The sequence below is a fragment of the Arcicella rosea genome (assembly GCF_040543805.1).
GTDB classification, from domain to species: Bacteria; Bacteroidota; Bacteroidia; order Cytophagales; family Spirosomataceae; genus Arcicella; species Arcicella rosea.
Genome location: NZ_JBEUMS010000002.1, coordinates 77,403 through 95,085, shown reverse-complemented (window position 1 = coordinate 95,085; position 17,683 = coordinate 77,403). Strand labels below are relative to the sequence as shown.

The 17,683-nt window shown below is 37.0% G+C and carries 9 protein-coding genes; all 9 read left to right on the top strand.

The annotated features are described in order from the left end of the window. Positions 1 to 23 precede the first annotated feature (23 nt). Positions 24 to 3,488 carry a TonB-dependent receptor gene (locus ABID42_RS03750; RefSeq protein ID WP_367282498.1) on the top strand — a complete coding sequence of 1,155 codons (3,465 nt, stop codon included), beginning with the start codon at positions 24 to 26 and terminating at the stop codon, positions 3,486 to 3,488. A 19-nt stretch (positions 3,489 to 3,507) separates the two neighbouring features. Then, positions 3,508 to 5,397: a RagB/SusD family nutrient uptake outer membrane protein gene (locus ABID42_RS03745; RefSeq protein WP_367282497.1), complete on the top strand. Its 1,890-nt coding sequence runs from the start codon at positions 3,508 to 3,510 to the stop codon at positions 5,395 to 5,397. 28 nt (positions 5,398 to 5,425) lie between these two features. Next, a complete protein-coding gene (locus ABID42_RS03740; RefSeq protein ID WP_367282496.1) occupies positions 5,426 to 6,130 on the top strand; it encodes a DUF3823 domain-containing protein in 705 nt (234 codons plus the stop codon). A gap of 117 nt (positions 6,131 to 6,247) precedes the next feature. Beyond that, positions 6,248 to 7,774, top strand: coding sequence for an MFS transporter (locus ABID42_RS03735; protein WP_367282495.1), 1,527 nt, complete (start codon positions 6,248 to 6,250; stop codon positions 7,772 to 7,774). A gap of 62 nt (positions 7,775 to 7,836) precedes the next feature. Then, positions 7,837 to 11,409, top strand: a complete 3,573-nt coding sequence (locus ABID42_RS03730; protein ID WP_367282494.1) for a PVC-type heme-binding CxxCH protein — start codon at positions 7,837 to 7,839, stop codon at positions 11,407 to 11,409. Positions 11,410 to 11,441: 32 nt separating this feature from the next. Next, the gene (locus ABID42_RS03725; protein ID WP_367282493.1) at positions 11,442 to 12,206 is read left to right on the top strand and encodes a ThuA domain-containing protein; all 765 of its coding nucleotides are present in this window, start codon (positions 11,442 to 11,444) and stop codon (positions 12,204 to 12,206) included. 80 nt (positions 12,207 to 12,286) lie between these two features. Continuing rightward, on the top strand, positions 12,287 to 13,408 hold the full coding sequence (locus ABID42_RS03720; RefSeq protein WP_367282492.1) for a Gfo/Idh/MocA family protein: 1,122 nt from the start codon (positions 12,287 to 12,289) through the stop codon (positions 13,406 to 13,408). Positions 13,409 to 13,494: 86 nt separating this feature from the next. Beyond that, positions 13,495 to 14,343, top strand: a complete 849-nt coding sequence (locus ABID42_RS03715) for a sugar phosphate isomerase/epimerase family protein (RefSeq protein WP_367282491.1) — start codon at positions 13,495 to 13,497, stop codon at positions 14,341 to 14,343. 574 nt (positions 14,344 to 14,917) lie between these two features. Continuing rightward, complete coding sequence (locus ABID42_RS03710) at positions 14,918 to 17,677, top strand: family 78 glycoside hydrolase catalytic domain (protein ID WP_367282490.1); 2,760 nt, start codon at positions 14,918 to 14,920, stop codon at positions 17,675 to 17,677. Positions 17,678 to 17,683 lie beyond the last annotated feature (6 nt).

Below are 17,683 nucleotides of genomic sequence, written 5' to 3'. Positions count from 1 at the left end.
TTACGATCAAAACAATCAAAAGTATGAAACAATTAAGAATTTTACTATTCCAATGTATGAAAATTTCGTTGGTGCAACTCTTTATTGCTTGTTTCTTCATTAGCGTATCTTGGGCAAGAGAATTATCGGCTCAGGAATTATTAAATCGCAAAGTGACTTTACAAGTATCCGACAAAAAGATAAAGGCTGTCTTGAAGGATATAGAAACCGTGGCAGGTGTCAGGTTTTCTTATAGTCCGCAAATAATTCAATCAAGTCGCACTGTATCTTTAAATCTTCCTAATGTTACTTTAGGAGAAGTGTTAGAAAGGCTATTAAAGCCTTTAAATTTACAATACGATGTAGCTGGAAGCCAGATTATTCTGAGTGCCCAAGCTGCTAAAGCCACGCAAATACTCTTAAAGGAAGAATCTTCCAAAATAGCGCCCCAAAGCCTAGAATTTTCAATAAAAGGTAAGGTTACCGACGAAAACAATGTTGGTTTGCCGGGGGTTAATATTTTGGTGAAAGGCTCTACAAATAAGGGAACTACCACCAATAATAATGGTGAGTATGGTTTTTCTTTGCCAAATGGCAATGCGGTTCTTATTTTTTCATCAGTAGGCTATGTATCACAAGAGATTTCAGTTAATGGTCGTTCGATTGTAGATGTTAAATTGGCACCTGATAATCAAGGACTCGACGAAGTAGTTGTTGTAGGTTATAGCACACAAAAGAAAGAATCTTTAACGGGTGCCATTGCCATTGTTACAAGTAAAGATTTAGAAAGAGTACACGGTGGTTCAACAGTGAGTTCAGGTTTAGCAGGTAAGATCCCGGGGGTTTCTTTCAGAATGGCTGATGGTCGCCCAGGAGCAAGTGCGAATATTCAAATTCGTAACATGGGTAGCCCACTTTTCGTTATTGATGGTATTCAGCAAGATGCTGGTCAGTTCAATAACTTAGCGCCAAATGATATTGAGAGTATCTCGGTACTTAAAGATGCCTCAGCGGCAATTTATGGGGTTCGTGCTGCGAATGGGGTAGTGGTTGTTACTACCAAAAGAGGCAAGGCTGGAAGCAAAAACACAGTAAACATTGATGCTTACACTGGATGGCAGAACTGGTCGAGATTCCCAGACGTTGTGAATAATTCTTATGAATGGCAATTAGGAAAAGCAGATGCTGAAATCAACCAATTCGGAAGAACAGCCATTACACAAGCTGAATTAGATAAATACAAAGCTGGAACAGAGCCTGGTTATCAGTCATTTAACTGGAAAGATTTTATCATCAAAGGAAATTCTCCATTAAGTTCAATCAACATTAATACTTCAGGTGGTTCAGATAAAATTAGTTATTATATTTCTGCTACTCGTTTGAGCCAAAATTCAGTATTAGGTCGTGAATTTACTTTTGCAAGAAGTAACATTCAAAGTAACGTTGATGCAAAGATTTCTAATAATCTTAAAGTGGGTGTTCAAATTAATGGTAGAATTGAAACGAGAGATCAGCCGGGTGTTCCGGGTGGTGATGATTATTGGTTACCACGTTTTGCCATTTTAAGAAACCGTCCTTTCGAACGTCCTTATGCCAACGATAACCCATTGTATTTGAATGATATTAAGCACAACGAAACAAACTGGGCTTATAACAACAAAAAACTAGGTGGTTACTGGCGTGAAGACTGGAGAGTATTGCAAACAAACTTTAATGCAGAATACCAAGTTCCCGGAATTAAAGGATTGATGTTGAAAGGAATGTATTCGTATTACATCGCTGATAGAGTAATGAACGGTCACGAATACACTTATCAAGCTTATACTTACAACCCAGCGAACGATACTTATACAGTAACTGGTGGTAGTACAAACCCTTGGCGTGAACGTGGTACAAGAAAAGTAATGCGTAATATTTATCAAGGACAATTGAATTACAACAACACTTTTGGAAAACATACTGTAGGTGGAGTATTCGTAGCAGAGAGACAAGAACAGCGTGTTCAAGACCAATGGGTACACTCTGTGCCTAAAACAAACGTATTGCCTTTGATTTATTTCCCAACGGTAGATACTTATAATGATGCGGATGACCAAGAGGCACGTATAGGTTATATCGGTAGATTTAATTACAATTATTCGAACAAATATTACTTTGAAGTTTCTGCTCGTAGAGATGCTTCTTGGAAGTTTGCTCCAGACAGACGTTCAGGCGTTTTCCCGTCAGCATCAATTGGTTGGAGAATTACCGAAGAAAACTTCGCAAAGAATCTTTTAGGTGGTGGTTCCATCTTGGATGATTTAAAATTCAGAGCTTCTTACGGTATTTTAGGAGATGATAACGTTGGAATTGGTGCTTACGATTACCTTTCGGGTTATAACTACAATGTTGGAAACGTAATTTTAAGTGGTACACCAGTTGTTACTTCAAGAGATAAAGGACAGGTAATTACGAATATTTCTTGGTTTAAAAGTAAGATTACCGATGTTGGAGCTGATTTCTCGCTCTTAGGAACAAAATTAACGGGTAGTGTAGATTACTTCTACCGTTTAAGAACTGGTTTGAGAGGACGTAAATACGATTTATTAGTACCAAGTGAATTAGGTTATAGCTTACCTGATGAAAACGTGAACAGCGATGCACAGTTTGGTGGTGAATTCTCTTTAAACTACAATGGTAAATCTGGAGATTTTACGTATTCGATTGGTGGAAATATGTCTTATGCTAGAAGTAAATTTATTTCTTCTTACAAGCCAATTTTCAATAACTCATGGGATTATTACAGAAACTCTGCTGAAGGTCGTTACAGTAATATTTTCTGGGGTTACGAAACAATTGGACAATTTCAATCAAGAGATCAAATCAATGAATATCCTGTAAATATTGATGGACAGGGAAACAGAACGCTAAATCCTGGAGATTTGATTTACAAAGACGTAAATGGAGACGGTAGAATAGATGGATATGACCAACGCCCAATCGGCTATACAACGACTGGTCAGCCAAATGTAAACTTCGGTTTGAACTTCATGTTAGGTTGGAAAGGCTTTACTTTCTCTGCTGATTTCTCTGGTGGTGGAATGTACTCTTGGAATCAAAACTGGGAACAACGTTGGGCTTATCAAAACGATGGTGCTTTGAACAAACTTTTAACAGACAGATGGCACAGAGCTGATGTATTTGATGTAAACAGCGAGTGGATTCCGGGTAGATTCCCAGCATTCCGTTATAACGATGGTGGTCATAGTAATTACAATAGAAACTCTACTTTCTGGTTACAAAATGTTAAGTATTTAAGAGCTAGAACATTAGAATTGTCTTACTCTTTACCAAAAACATTACTCGACAAACTGAAAATTCAAAAAGCAAGAGTGTATGTAAATGGCTATAACTTGTTTTCAGTGGATAATCTAAAAGAGTACGGAGTAGATCCAGAAATTGCAGACGACAACGGCTTGCAATACCCACAAAATAAGTTTGTGAATATTGGAATCAATCTTTCTCTTTAAAATATAAAAATAATTGGCAATGAAAAAGATTTTATTGATAAAACTATTAGTCTTACTAGCGATAAGCTGGGGATGTAATGACGATGAATTTTTGGATAGAAAACCTACCAATATTCTTACAAACGAAGTGATTTGGAGTAGCCCAGACCAAGTATTGTCGGTATTAGGTGATTTGTATAATCGCTACAATGATTATTCAACATTGAAAAGTTGGACTTCAACATCAGATTTCAACGAAGCTTTCTGGTCGGAAGCAGGTCAGTATGGAAACTTCCAAAACAATGGATATGATTATGGTGCTTGGGGAATTTGGGACTATGCTTATATCCGTGATATTAACTTATTCATCCAAAAATGTTCGGCAACTGATAAATTGGATGTAGCTGTTAAAGATAGATTTTTAGCTGAAGCTCGTTTCTTGCGTGCAGCTTATTATTTTGAATTAGTAAAACGCATGGGTGGTGTTCCATTGATTACAGAACCTATGACTTACGATTTCAGTGGCGACCCAAGTTATTTGCGTAATCCAAGAGCGAAGGAATCAGAAGTGTACGATTTTATCATTAAAGAAGTTGATGAAATCAAAACAAAATTGCCTGTCAATACGGCTGAAAAATCAAGAGCAACGCTTGGTGCAGTATTGGCAATGCAAGCTCGTGCGGCACTTTATGCAGGTTCTATCGCAAAATATGGTAGCACAACTCCTTCAGTAAGTTTACAAGGTGGTGAAGTAGGAATTTCAGCAAGTTTAGCGACAGGATACTACACAAAAGCTTTAAGTGCAGCAAAGGAAATCATTGAAGGTAAAGCAGGTGCCTATGCTTTGTACAATAAAAAACCTGATTTGTCAGAAAACTTCTCAAGTATTTTTTATGATAAAGCCAATAATCCTGAAGCTATTTTTGTAGAAGATTTTAAATTACAAAGCGGAAAAGTACATGGATTTACGATTGCGAATCAGCCAAGATATGGTGCTGAGGAAGAAGAAGGCGGAAGAATCAACCCATCTTTGAACTTAGTACAATCTTTCGAAAAATTGGATAATACTTTTGCCCCGCTTGAAACAAATGCTCCTTCAGGTGCTTATAATTACTATACAAACATCACCGATATTTTTGCAAACAGAGATGCTCGTTTAGCAGGAACAGTCATGTTGCCAGGAACAAGATTCAAAGGCAGGACGGTTGATATTTGGGCAGGTTTTCAATTGGCAAACGGAAGCGTTATCAGTGGTGATGACCGTGGTGCGCAAAAAACTTTACCGGGCAAAACAACACGTGAGCAAGTAGTAGGTTTTGATGGACCAATTGACGGTTTTGAATTTACAGCTCAATCTGGTTTTTATTTACGTAAATACTTAGATCCAGTTACAGGTTCTGGTCAACGTGGGGTTCAAAGTGAAGTTTGGTTTATTCGTTACCGTTTCTCGGAAGTATTGTTGAATGCCGCAGAAGCAGCCTTTGAATTAGGTCAGCCAGCCGTAGCTGCAACTTATATGAACCAAGTTCGTGCCAGAGCAGGCTTAGTAAAACCTTTGACAAGCAGCGAGATTACTTTTGATAGAATCGCTCATGAAAGAAGAGCTGAGTTAGCTTTTGAAGGACATTACTTCTACGACATGAAACGTTGGAGAATTGCTCACTTAGTACTTGATGGCGGAACAATTACTCCGACAGATTTAGTACAAGACATTGAGAAAGCAACCAAAAGAAGTACACAACCTTATGCTTTATGGCCTTATAAAATTTACGACCCAAGTTCAGAAAATGATGGAAAGTGGATTTTTAAAATCGTAAAACTAAGCCGTGTAACAGGTGCTGATAGATTCCAATTTGGGAATTATTATTCAAGAATCGGAGATGATATTATCAATAACAATCCGAAAATTATTAGAAATCCAAATCAATAGATACGATAACATCTAAACGATATATATCATGAGATTATCAATTTATTCTTTATTTGTGGCCGCTCTAGGTGTTTTTATGGCATCTTGTTCGATGGACAACTACGTGGCGCCAAACAGCGATTTTAAAGGTCGGATTGTTTATAAAGGCGAACCGATTAATGTTGAAGCCAATCAAGTGCGTTTCCAATTATGGGAGCCAGGCTGGGGTAAACTTGCTCCAATTGACGTTGCCATTACGCAAGAAGGAAACTATTCAGCGGTACTTTTTACCGGAAAATACAAAATGTTATTTCCTAAAGGCGAAGGCCCATTTATGACCAACGTTATTAATACAACAGTAAAAGATACACTTTACATTGATTTGAAAGGTAGCCAAACGATGGATATTGAAGTAATGCCTTATTACATGCTTAGAAATGCAAGTTTTTCTAAAGGTGAAAATAAAGTAACGGCTTCTTGTAAAATCGATAAAATCATCACGGATGCCAATGCTAAAACCATTGAAAGAGTATCATTATACATTAACAAAACGCAATTTGTTTCTGGCGCAAATAATGTTGCCACAACCAACATTGCCGGAGGCGCAATTACTGATTTGAGCAATGTAAATCTTACTGTTGATATTCCTGCGATTTCACCAGCTCAAAATTATGTATTTGCTAGAATTGGCGTAAAAATCAGTGGTGTCGAAGATATGATTTTCTCTCCAGTTCAGAAAATACAGTACAAGTAGTCTTTTTTGATTTATTATCCAATTTATGAAAATTCCCCTTCTCAGTTTTTGAGAAGGGGTTATTAGACGCTTGTCTTTTATTTAATCAAGAATAATGATTTTATTCTGAGTATAACTATGAATTCACTAAACAAACTAGAAAACACTTTCCAAGCGGATACCGCCCATAAACGCTTATTTTGGGGTTGTTTTATGGTATTAGTTGCCTCGGCTTTTGGCTTTGTTTTTCGTGCTTTTTTAATGGCACAGTGGGGTACACAATTTGGACTAAGTAAAACTCAACAAGGCGAAATTTTTGGCGTAAGTTTTTGGCCTTTCGGAATTAGCATTGTTTTTTTTAGTCTTATTATCGACCAAGTTGGCTACAAAAAATCAATGATTTTTGCCTTTATCTGTCATTCGCTTTCAGTAGTCATTACCATTTTTGCAGATGGTTACTGGATGCTTTACATTGGAACACTCTTGTTCGCACTCGGAAATGGCGCTGCCGAAGCCGTTGTAAATCCTGTAGTAGCAAGTATGTTCCCAAAAGAGAAGACAAAATGGTTGAATATTTTGCATGCGGGCTGGCCAACAGGAATGGTTCTGGCAGGTTTGCTGGGCATTGGGATGTTACATTTTGAGTTTAATTGGAACATTATCATTGCTTTTATCATGTTGCCAACGCTGATTTATGCGTGGTTGATTTTTAATCAAGAATTTCCTGTTAACGAACGTGTAAAGGCTGGCGTTAGCTATTTAGAAATGCTAGAAGAAGTCGGAATTCTTGGTGCTTTAATTATTGTTTCTTTATGTATTTTCCAATTGGGAAGTCTATTTAACTGGTCATTAGCGACAAACCTAATCACTATTGCTATTTTAACCAGTATTTTTGGATATTTTGTCCGTTCGCTTGGGCGACCACTCTTTATTTTATTACTCTTAATCATGATTCCACTGGCTACTACCGAACTAGGCACCGATAGTTGGATTACGGATTTAATGACACCGGAGATGAAAAAAGTGGGACTACAAGGCGGCTGGGTTTTGATTTACACTTCATTAATCATGGCGATTTTAAGGTTCTATTCAGGACCAATCGTGCACAAATTTTCACCTTTGGGTTTGTTAGCGGTCAGTGCTTTAACAGCCTCAATTGGTTTACAATTTTTATCGTTTTCTACTGGTTTTGTCATCATTCTAGCAGCCACAATTTATGCACTTGGTAAAACCTTTTTTTGGGGAACAATGCTTGGCGTAGTTTCTGAACAATTTCCTAAAGGAGGTGCTTTAGCTTTGAATTTTACAGGAGCTGTAGGGCAAGTAGGAGTAGGGGTAATCGGAGCGGTAATTCTTGGTTTTGTTCAAGATAAAGAATTTGATAAAAACCTTTATCAGCATCATACAGAAATACACTCAAGCTACGTGAATAAAGAAAAATCAGGATTATTTGGTACCTATAAAGTACTTGATACAGATAAATTTGCGAGTGCAAATCCAGTAATAGTACAAACAATAACACAGACACAAGAAGATGCAAAAAAGGATGCTTTAAAGACCGTTGCACTCTTCCCAATCTTGATGTTGCTTTGCTATATCGCTTTAATATTTTATTTCAAATTCAAAGGTGGTTATAAACCCGTTTTGTTAATTGATAAAGAATGATTTTTACGTGGTTTTCAAGCAATAAACCTATTGCCTCAATATAATTTTAACATTCAGTAAATATGAGAAAATGTATTTTACTGGTATTGGTTGGATTGTTTTTCCAAACCTGTACCAATAATAAAAACTTGTCTGTAAAAACCGCAAGTAATGAAATTGCCCAGCAAAAAGGAGCGAGAAGAGCAGAAGTACTATTTTTAGGACATAACAGTAAGCATCACGATTCGGGAAAGTATGCTCCTTGGCTTGCCATTAAATTATTCAAAAGTGGGATTAACTTAACCTATACCACCACCGTTAGCGATTTGAATGCTGAGAATCTCAGTAAATATGATGCCCTGATTATTTATGCCAATCACGATTCGCTTTCATCTTCGCAAGAATCAGCTTTGAAAAATTTTGTAGAAGGTGGAAAAGGATTAATTCCTTTGCATTCTGCCGCAGGTTGTTTTAAAAATTCAGATTGGTACATAAAAACCATTGGTGGACAATTCAAATCGCATGAAGTAGGAACATTTCCTGCAACAATTGTAAATGCTTCACATCCCATCATGAAAGGCATTACAGATTTTATAACTTGGGATGAAACCTACGTACATAAAAACACGAATCCAGATAGAAAAATCTTGACAGAAAGAGTGGAAAATGGCGTTCATGAAGCTTATACTTGGGTAAGAAACCAAGGGAAAGGACGTGTTTTTTACACCGCTTACGGTCATAACGATAGCACTTGGACGAACAAAGGCTACTTGGATTTAGTAAGAAACGGCGTACTTTGGGCTTTGGGCGATGATGCAAAGAAACGCATTAGTCAATTGAACATTCCTGATGTTGATATTTATAATTCAGATTCAATTGCGAATTATGCGGTTCGTCATAATGTACCAAAAATTCAAGAAGCTTTATCGCCTGAACAATCACAAAAATTAACACAAGTAGCAGTTGATTTTGATGTAAAACTTTTTGCCTCTGAACCTGATATTATTAACCCAATCGCAATGGCTTGGGATGAAAAAGGACGTTTATGGATTGTAGAATCTGTAGATTATCCGAACACTTTTAAAGAAACCGATGGTGTAGCCAACGATAGAATCAAGATTTGTGAAGATACTGATGGCGATGGCAAAGCGGATAAATTCACCGTTTTTGCTGACGATTTGAATATTCCGACCAGTATGGTTTTTGCCAATGGTGGTGTAATAGTTTCGATGGCTCCGCATTTTGTATTCTTGAAAGATACCAATGGCGATGATAAAGCTGATGTGAGAGAAATCATCATGTCAGGTTGGGGAAAAAATGATACGCATGCAGGACCTTCAAATTTACAATATGGTTTTGATAATAAAATTTGGGGCGTATTAGGCTTTTCAGGATTCAATGCTGTTGTGGATGGAAAAAAACAAAACTTCGGACAAGGAGTATATCGTTTCAGTCCAAATGGTAAAAACCTTGAATACTTGTCTTCAACCAGCAATAATACTTGGGGTTTAGGTTTTTCGGAAGATAATAACGTCTTTATTTCAACTGCCAATAATACGCACAGTGCCTATTATTCAATGCCAGCCAAACTTACCCAGCGTACTTTTCAAGGCGGTATTCAGCCAGTTCAAAAAATTGATGGACATTATGACGTTCACGTAATGACACCAAATTTACGACAAGTAGATGTGGTTGGTGGTTTTACGGCTGCCGCAGGACATCATTTATACACGGCTAGAAATTTCCCGAAAGAGTATTGGAATAGAATCGCTTTGGTGACAGAACCAACAGTAAGGTTGATTCATAATGCCATCATTGAACCAGATGGAGCAGGTTTTAAAGAAAAAGACGGCTGGAATTTAATGGCAAGTTCAGATGAATGGTTCGGACCAGTACATGCTGAAGTTGGTCCAGACGGAGCGGTTTGGGTAGCAGATTGGTATAATTTTATCATTCAGCACAATGTTTTTGTGCCAGCACAAGCGCCTTCTGGGACAATTTTACCACCTAATACCAACCAACCACACGGAAAAGGAAATGCTTTTTCAAGTCCTTTAAGAGATACCAATCACGGTCGTATTTACAGAGTAGTGTATAAAAATGCGAAAAAAGAAGCGAACCTAAAATTATCAAAAGATGATATTCCGGGCTTATTGGCGGCTTTAGAAAACGATAATATGTTCTGGAGAATGACGGCTCAACGTTTGTTGGTAGAAAGTAAAAATACTTCGGTTGCTCCTGCGTTGTACGCTATCATCAACAAAACGAACGTAGATGAAATTGGTTTAAATAGTCCAGCAGTGCATGCACTTTGGACACTCCATGGATTGAATCTTTTGGATGGCTCAAATCCAGAAGCATTGCAAGTAGTTTTCAAAGCGATGTCGCATCCAGCGGCTGGTGTTCGCAAAGCAGCGATTGAAGTATTGCCGAAAAATCAGCAAGTGTTTGATAATATGCTGAAAAGTGGAGCTTTGTTCGACAAAAATCTGAATGTTCGTAAATCAGTTTTGTTGGCAATGGCAGAAGCTTCTGCTTCTGAAAGCTTAGGAGAAGTACTTTATAATGCTTCGAAAGATGAGAAGAATGCGAAAGACGAATGGCTTTCAAAAGCTTTATTTGCCGCCGCAATTACACATGAAGATGGATTTATCAAAGCATTCAACAAAAACAGTAATCCAGAAATTCAAGAATCAGCTTTTACGAAAAGTATCGTTGAGGCCATCAACAAAGAAGTATATACTTTAGGAAGAAGAAATGTGATGCAGTATTCACCAAACGTAACGGGCAAAGAAATCATCATCAAAGCAAATTTGGCGAAGCCTAATAATAACCGTGAATTGCAAGGAATGATTTTGGCGCAAGGCGATAAAAATAACGGCTACGCTTTGTTCATTCAAGATGGAAAAATAAAGCTTGTTTTCAATAAAGATGGTAAATCAATTCAAACAGAAAGTACGGAAGCTTTGCCCGAAAAATTTGAATTAGTCGCTGAGATTTCTACCAACGAAGGCGCTATGATTAAAGTTGATGGAAAAGCCGTAGCCAATAGCAAAGGAGTGATTTTATTTGAAAAACCACTAGCAACAGCTTTAAGAACAGGTTTTGACTTTGAAGATGAAACCAAAATAGGTACTTATCAAGGTGCATTTAATTTAAGCGGAAATCTTCAAAACATTACTTTAGAACTTAAAAAGCCTAAAGTAATGGAAGCTAATCATGAACATCATCATTCAAATGCTTCAAACGAAAAAACAGAAGTAAAAACTGTTTCAACTGCTTCGACGATTGATTTGAAAATTGAAAAAGAATTGATGCAATTCGACCAAAAATTGATTCAAGTAAAAGCTGGTCAGAAAATTACCATCAACATCGAAAATCCAGATGGTATGCAACACAATTTTGTCATTATCAAACCGGGAACATTGAATAAAGTAGGAGCTGCAGCCGATATGTTGGCTCGTGACCCAAAAGGCGCTGAAAAGAATTATGTTCCGAAAATGCCAGAAGTACTCTTTGCCACGAAATTGATTAATACCGACGAAACTGTAACGCTAGAATTCACCGCACCGACGCAAGCTGGAGACTATGTGTTTGTCTGTACTTTTCCGGGGCATTGGCGAGGTATGAACGGTATTTTAAGAATCGTAAAATAGCTTTTAAAGAATCATTTTAAAATAGATTAAACATGAAAATTCACCATTCATTTTTTTCTCGAACAGTCAAAAAAGGCACTTTATTGATGCTTTTGCTTTCGATGATTAGTCTTTCGACAAGCTGGGCTCATCAGCCTTACTTCAAGAAAAAAAGTAAAAGTATTAGGGCTTTAATGGTAGGTGGCGGTTCCTCGCACGATTTTGACAAATGGTATAAAACTGCCGATGTAGAAACCTTAGAAAAAGATGGTTTGGCAAAAGTTATTTATACCAACGACCCGAAATCAATCTTGGCAACTTTGCCTGAAATCGACGTATTGATTTTGTGTAATAATCAGCCAATTACTGATGAAGCAACGAGAAAAGCCATTTTTGATTTTGTAGAAGCTGGTAAAGGTTTGATTTTATGTCATGCCGCACTTTGGTACAATTGGGCTGACTGGTCGGTGTACAATGCAAATTTGGTGAGTGGTGGCACACGCAACCACGACCGTTATGGGGCGTTTGATGTGAAAATTGTGAACCCAAAGCATCCAATTACGAAGAAAACCCAAGCTCAATTTACTTTGAAAGATGAATTATATCATTTTCAAATTGATGCAAACGGACCGGGAATCGAAGTATTGGCAACTGGAAATGTGGCTGGTTCTGATAAAGTATATCCACTTTTATTCGTGGTGAAACATCCAAAAGCAAAAATTGTAGGCTTTACGTTGGGGCATGATGCCGAATCGCACAACTATTTGCCTTACCAGACTTTACTCAGAAATACTTTGAAATGGGTTGCAAAAAAATAGAGCAAAGTGTGATTCAATATTCTTATTATCAATTAGTTAAATAAAAAACAGATATTAATAATTTCTTAAATAGTTTAGTCATGAGTCAGAAAAAAATTACAGTGGTTATTGTAGGAATGGGTTTTGGGAAAGAATTTATTCCTATCTACCAAAATCATCCAAATATCAAAGCGGTTGGTATTTGCACAAGAAATCCTAAAACGATAGATGAATTAGCGACGAAATTCAATTTAGATAGAAACTTATGTTTTGAAAATTTTGAAGATGTACCAAAAAGAGATGATGTCGATGCGATTCATATCGTAACGCCTGTGCCAGAACACGCACAGATGACACTTGCTTCGTTGAATGCCAACAAACACACAGCTTGTACGATTCCGATGGCGATGACGGTGGAAGATTGTCAAGCTATAGTTGATGCAAAACGCAAAGCGAACAAAGTATATATGATGATGGAAACAGCACTCTATACTCGTGAATTTTTGTATGGGTTGAAATTAGCTGAAACGGGTCAATTGGGTAGAATTCAGTTTGTTAGAGGTTCGCATATTCAAGATATGAGTATGGAAGGTTGGGGTGAATATTGGAAAGGTTTCCCTCCAATGTTGAATGGAACGCACGCTATTTCACCTTTATTGCGCATCAATAATACCAAAGCAGAATCTGTGGTTTGTCACGGTTCCGGAAGATTGGGCGAAGATTTGACAAAACGTTATGGTTCGCCATTTGCAGTTGAAACGGCAACTTTTACTTTGAAAAATTTGGATGTTGTGGCAGAGGCTACTCGTTCTTTATTTGATGTAGTTCGTCAATATCGTGAAAGTTATGATGTTTATGGCGACAAAATGTCTTTTGAATGGGAACAATTGCAGGATGAATCACACGTGATTTTTGATGGTGGAGAAAACGCTGTAAGAATTGATGTGCCTGATACCGACGAATTATTGATTGACGAAATTGCACATTTTACCAAAAGAGAAAAAATCGACGACCCGAATCACGTTTCCTTTTTGCAAGGAGCAGGTCATGGCGGTTCACATCCACATTTGGTACAAGAATTTATTGCGGCAATTATCGAAAATAGAAATTCAGCGGTTGATGCCGACGTTGCAGCCAACTATACTTGTGCAGGAATCTGTGCGCATGAGTCGGCAATGAATGGAGGGAAAAGAGTCTTTATCCCAGATTTTGAGCTAAAATAATAATTTAAAATAGGATTGAATATTAGGTTTTTTTTAACAGGAGAGTACTTTATTCTCCTGTTTTTATCATTTAAAATGAATTGAATATGCTATTTGGAGCAAGTACTTTTGTTTGGGCTTCACCATTTTCTACTGAAAATTTTGACATCGTCCATAAAGTAAAGCGAATGGGCTATGACATAATTGAAGTAGCCGTAGAAGATGCCGATAGAATAGATTGGCTAACACTTAGAGAAATTGTTCGAGACATCGACTTGAAAGTAACCATCAGTGGAGCTTTTGGTGCAGACCGTGATATTTCAAGTACGGATGCTAGGATTCGTGAACAAGGGAAAAAGTACATAATTGACTGTATCAAAATCGCTGATTTTATGGGAAGTCCCGTTTTTGGCGGACCAGTTTATTCAGCAGTGGGCAAAACTCGTTTGGTCGCTGTAGAACAAAAAAAGCAAGAAAGAACATGGTGTGTTCAAACTCTTCAATTGGTCGGAAAAGTGGCTGAGGATTATGGAATTATCGTAGGAGTAGAGCCTTTAAACCGTTTTGAAACCGATATGATTAATACGGTTGACCAAGTAATTTCTTTGGTAAAAGAAGTATCAAATCCTAACATTCAAATTTTGCTAGATACTTTTCATGCCAATATTGAAGAGAAAAATATTCCGAATGCCATTCGTAAAATTGGGAAAGAATTACTTTGTCATATTCAAGGAAATGAAAGCGACCGTGGAACGCCCGGAACAGGTCATTTAGATTGGCAGGGAATCAAAGAAGCATTATTAGAAATTGATTATCAGGGAGCTATTGTGGTAGAAACTTTTGGCGCACCTTCTAAAGAATTAGCCAGAGCGGCTTCTATTTGGCGACCTTTGGCAAATAGTGCCGACGAATTAGCTCAAGAAGGACTAGATTTTTATCAAACAATGTTTAGGTAAAAATGTTATTAGTTAACAGTAATCAATATTTATTTAAAAGACAGGTAATTATTGCATGCTGTAGATATAACAAACATTAACCATTTAATTTTAAAAACAATTCTCTAATAAAAAGTCTGATAAGGCACAGTTTATGGCTGTGAATTATCAGACTTTTTTTGTAGCTATGCAGTAGCTAAAAGAACAAAGTTTGTCATGCACAAATTGTATAATGCTTCTCTATCTGTTAAAGATAAAATTGTATAATACATTGAGAAAATGGTACAAATATGTACTTTTAGCGATTGTTACCTTTGTAAGCTATAAAATCTATTCCTAAAAGTTAACATAAATATATTTGAAGATACCATAGAATATTTTTGGAAAAGAGTAATTCTTGCGTCAGCATTTTCCGAAATTCCGCTGTTTGAGCGAAGCGAGTTTCGGAATTTCTTGATTTTCTTTTGTTACTTTTCTTTCATCAAGGAAAGAAAAGTAAAGCCTAAGAAGGATGATTTAATTCTTTTTCGGCATAAATAATATAAATATTTTAAAGTATATTCTAATTAATCTCAGCTATCAGCATACCTTTTATATGAAAAAAATTGTATTCATTCTTTGCTGTTTGTTATCATTCGGAACAATAGCGCAAGACTTACAAATCAGTCATTTACGTTGCGAGTATCGCTTGAATCCGCTTGGCGTTCAAACGAACACACCAAATCTAAGCTGGCAAATACAATCTTCGCAAAGAAATATTTTACAAAATGCCTATCAAATTTTAGTAGCGGATAGTCCCGAAGCGTTGGTTAAAAACCAAGGTAATGTTTGGGATTCTGGTAAAATCTTATCTGATAATTCTATCCAAGTAAAGTATCAAGGAAAACCTTTGTTGGCAACCAAGACCTATTTCTGGAAAGTAAAAATCTGGGATAATCAACAACATATCACAGCTTGGAGTAAAGCACATTTCTGGCAAATGGGCTTATTGAGCAAAGCGGATTGGAAAGGTGCAAATTGGATTGCTTATGAAAAATTGGCTGATACTTTGGCGAATCCTTTACCGACGGATGGCAAAAAAGACAAAGTTCAAGGCAATAATATTCTCCCAATTTTCAGAAAAAGCTTTGCTGTAGCAAAAACAGTAAAAAAAGCAACCATGTTTATTGCAGGTTTGGGACATTTTGAAATGAGTTTAAATGGCAAAAAAGTAGGCGACCATTTTTTAGATGCTGGCTGGACAAAGTACGACAAACAAGCGCAATACTTGACTTTTGATTTGACGAAGCAAATTCAAAAGGGTGAAAATGTGGTGGGTGTGATGTTGGGAAATGGCTTTTATTACATTCCACCAGTAAAAGAGCGTTATAGAAAATTGAAAGTGACTTTTGGTTATCCAAAAATGATTTGCCGATTAGCTTTAGAATATTCAGATGGTTCTAAGTCCACAATTCTGAGTGATAATTCTTGGAAAATGTCGCCTAGTCCAATTACTTTTTCAAGTATTTATGGCGGCGAAAACTACAATGCCAATTTAGAACAGAAAGGATGGGATACGCCGACCTTCAACGATCAATCTTGGAAACTAGCCAAGATTGTAGATGGCGATATTGAGCTTGTAGCCCAAATGCAAGACCCCATAAAAGTCTTCGATAATTTTTCGGCAAAAAGTATTAAAAAGCTTACTTCTGGCAATTGGGTTTATGATTTAGGACAAAATGCTTCTGGTATTATTCAGTTGAAAGTAAAAGGAAAAATGGGTGACACCGTGCGTGTTATCCCTGCCGAATTGCTGAAAGAAGACGGTTCTGGCAATCAAAAAGCTTCTGGAAGTCCTTATTATTTTGAATACATTTTGAAAGGAGACGGCATAGAAACTTGGCAACCGAGATTTTCGTATTACGGTTTCAGATATTTAGAAGTAAAAGGTGCTACGCCACAAGGTGAAGAAAATCCACAGAACAAAGCCACTTTACTTGATTTAAAAGGTTTGCATATCCGCAATGCGGCAGAAACCGCTGGAGATTTTAGCAGTTCTAATGAATTGTTCAATAAAACCAAAGATTTGATTGATTGGGGAATCAAGAGTAATATGGTTTCAGTGTTTACGGATTGTCCTCATCGTGAAAAATTAGGTTGGTTAGAGGAACTTCATTTAGTAGGAAGTTCGGTACGCTACAATTACCAAACTCAGAATTTATTCAAAAAAGGTATTCAGGATATGAAGCATTCGCAAACTGCCGAAGGACTCATTCCAGAAATTGCGCCAGAATATGTAAAATTTGAATGGGGAGGCGATATGTTTAGAGATTCTCCCGAATGGGGAAGTAGCGGAATCATCGTGCCTTGGTATTTATATGAATGGTATGGCGAAAAAAGAGAACTGGAAGAAAGTTACCCAATGATGAAACGCTATGTGGATTATTTGATTACAAAAGGTAAAAATCATATTCTATCTCAAGGTTTAGGCGATTGGTACGACCTTGGTCCAAAGCCACCGGGTGTTTCGCAATTAACGCCAATGGGTGTAACAGGTACGGCAATTTTCTATTATGATTTAACCATTATGGAAAAAATCGCCAATATTTTAGGCAAAACAGAAGATGCAAAGCAATTCAAAAGCTTATCAATTGAAGTAAAAAATGCTTTCAATAAAACCTTTTTCAATCCAGTAACCAAACAATATGCTACTGGCAGTCAGACTGCCAATGCAATGGCAGTTTACATGAAACTGGTTGAACCAGAATACAAAGAAGCTGTCATTGAAAACTTGATTCAAGAAATAAAAGGAAGAAATAATAGCCTTACTGCTGGCGATATTGGCTATCGTTATGTGCTAAGAGTATTAGAGGATGCTGGTCGTTCGGATGTGATTTTTGACATGAACAATCGCTCTGATGTGCCAGGTTATGGTTATCAATTAGCCAGAGGTGCTACGGCATTGACGGAATCTTGGCAAGCACTTCCAACGGTTTCAAACAATCATTTTATGTTGGGGCATTTAATGGAGTGGTTTTATGCGGGCGTTTTAGGCATTAAACAACCTGAAAATTCACAGGCATTTAAACAGATTGAAATCAATCCACAAGTAGTGGGCGACCTTACTTTTGCGAAAGGTTATTACGATTCACCTTTTGGGAAAATTCAATCGGAATGGAAAAAGAGCGCAAATACTTTTGAATTAAAAGTAAGTATTCCAGCGAATACTTCTGCCAAAATTTATTTGCCTTCAAAAGCAAATACAAGTATCAAAGAACTCATTACGAATAAAAATATCAAGCAACAAGGATTTGAAAATGGTAAATCAATCGTGGAAATCGGTTCAGGGAATTATCATTTTATTGTAGAAAATTAAGCATTA

Bases quoted from the DNA above. Each gene is read 5' to 3' on its own strand.
- ABID42_RS03725 (WP_367282493.1), top strand. From the start codon at position 11,442: ATGAAAATTCACCATTCATTTTTTTCTCGAACAGTCAAAAAAGGCACT.
- ABID42_RS03745 (WP_367282497.1), top strand. From the start codon at position 3,508: ATGAAAAAGATTTTATTGATAAAACTATTAGTCTTACTAGCGATAAGC.
- ABID42_RS03730 (WP_367282494.1), top strand. From the start codon at position 7,837: ATGAGAAAATGTATTTTACTGGTATTGGTTGGATTGTTTTTCCAAACC.
- ABID42_RS03710 (WP_367282490.1), top strand. From the start codon at position 14,918: ATGAAAAAAATTGTATTCATTCTTTGCTGTTTGTTATCATTCGGAACA.
- ABID42_RS03735 (WP_367282495.1), top strand. From the start codon at position 6,248: ATGAATTCACTAAACAAACTAGAAAACACTTTCCAAGCGGATACCGCC.
- ABID42_RS03715 (WP_367282491.1), top strand. From the start codon at position 13,495: ATGCTATTTGGAGCAAGTACTTTTGTTTGGGCTTCACCATTTTCTACT.
- ABID42_RS03720 (WP_367282492.1), top strand. From the start codon at position 12,287: ATGAGTCAGAAAAAAATTACAGTGGTTATTGTAGGAATGGGTTTTGGG.
- ABID42_RS03750 (WP_367282498.1), top strand. From the start codon at position 24: ATGAAACAATTAAGAATTTTACTATTCCAATGTATGAAAATTTCGTTG.
- ABID42_RS03740 (WP_367282496.1), top strand. From the start codon at position 5,426: ATGAGATTATCAATTTATTCTTTATTTGTGGCCGCTCTAGGTGTTTTT.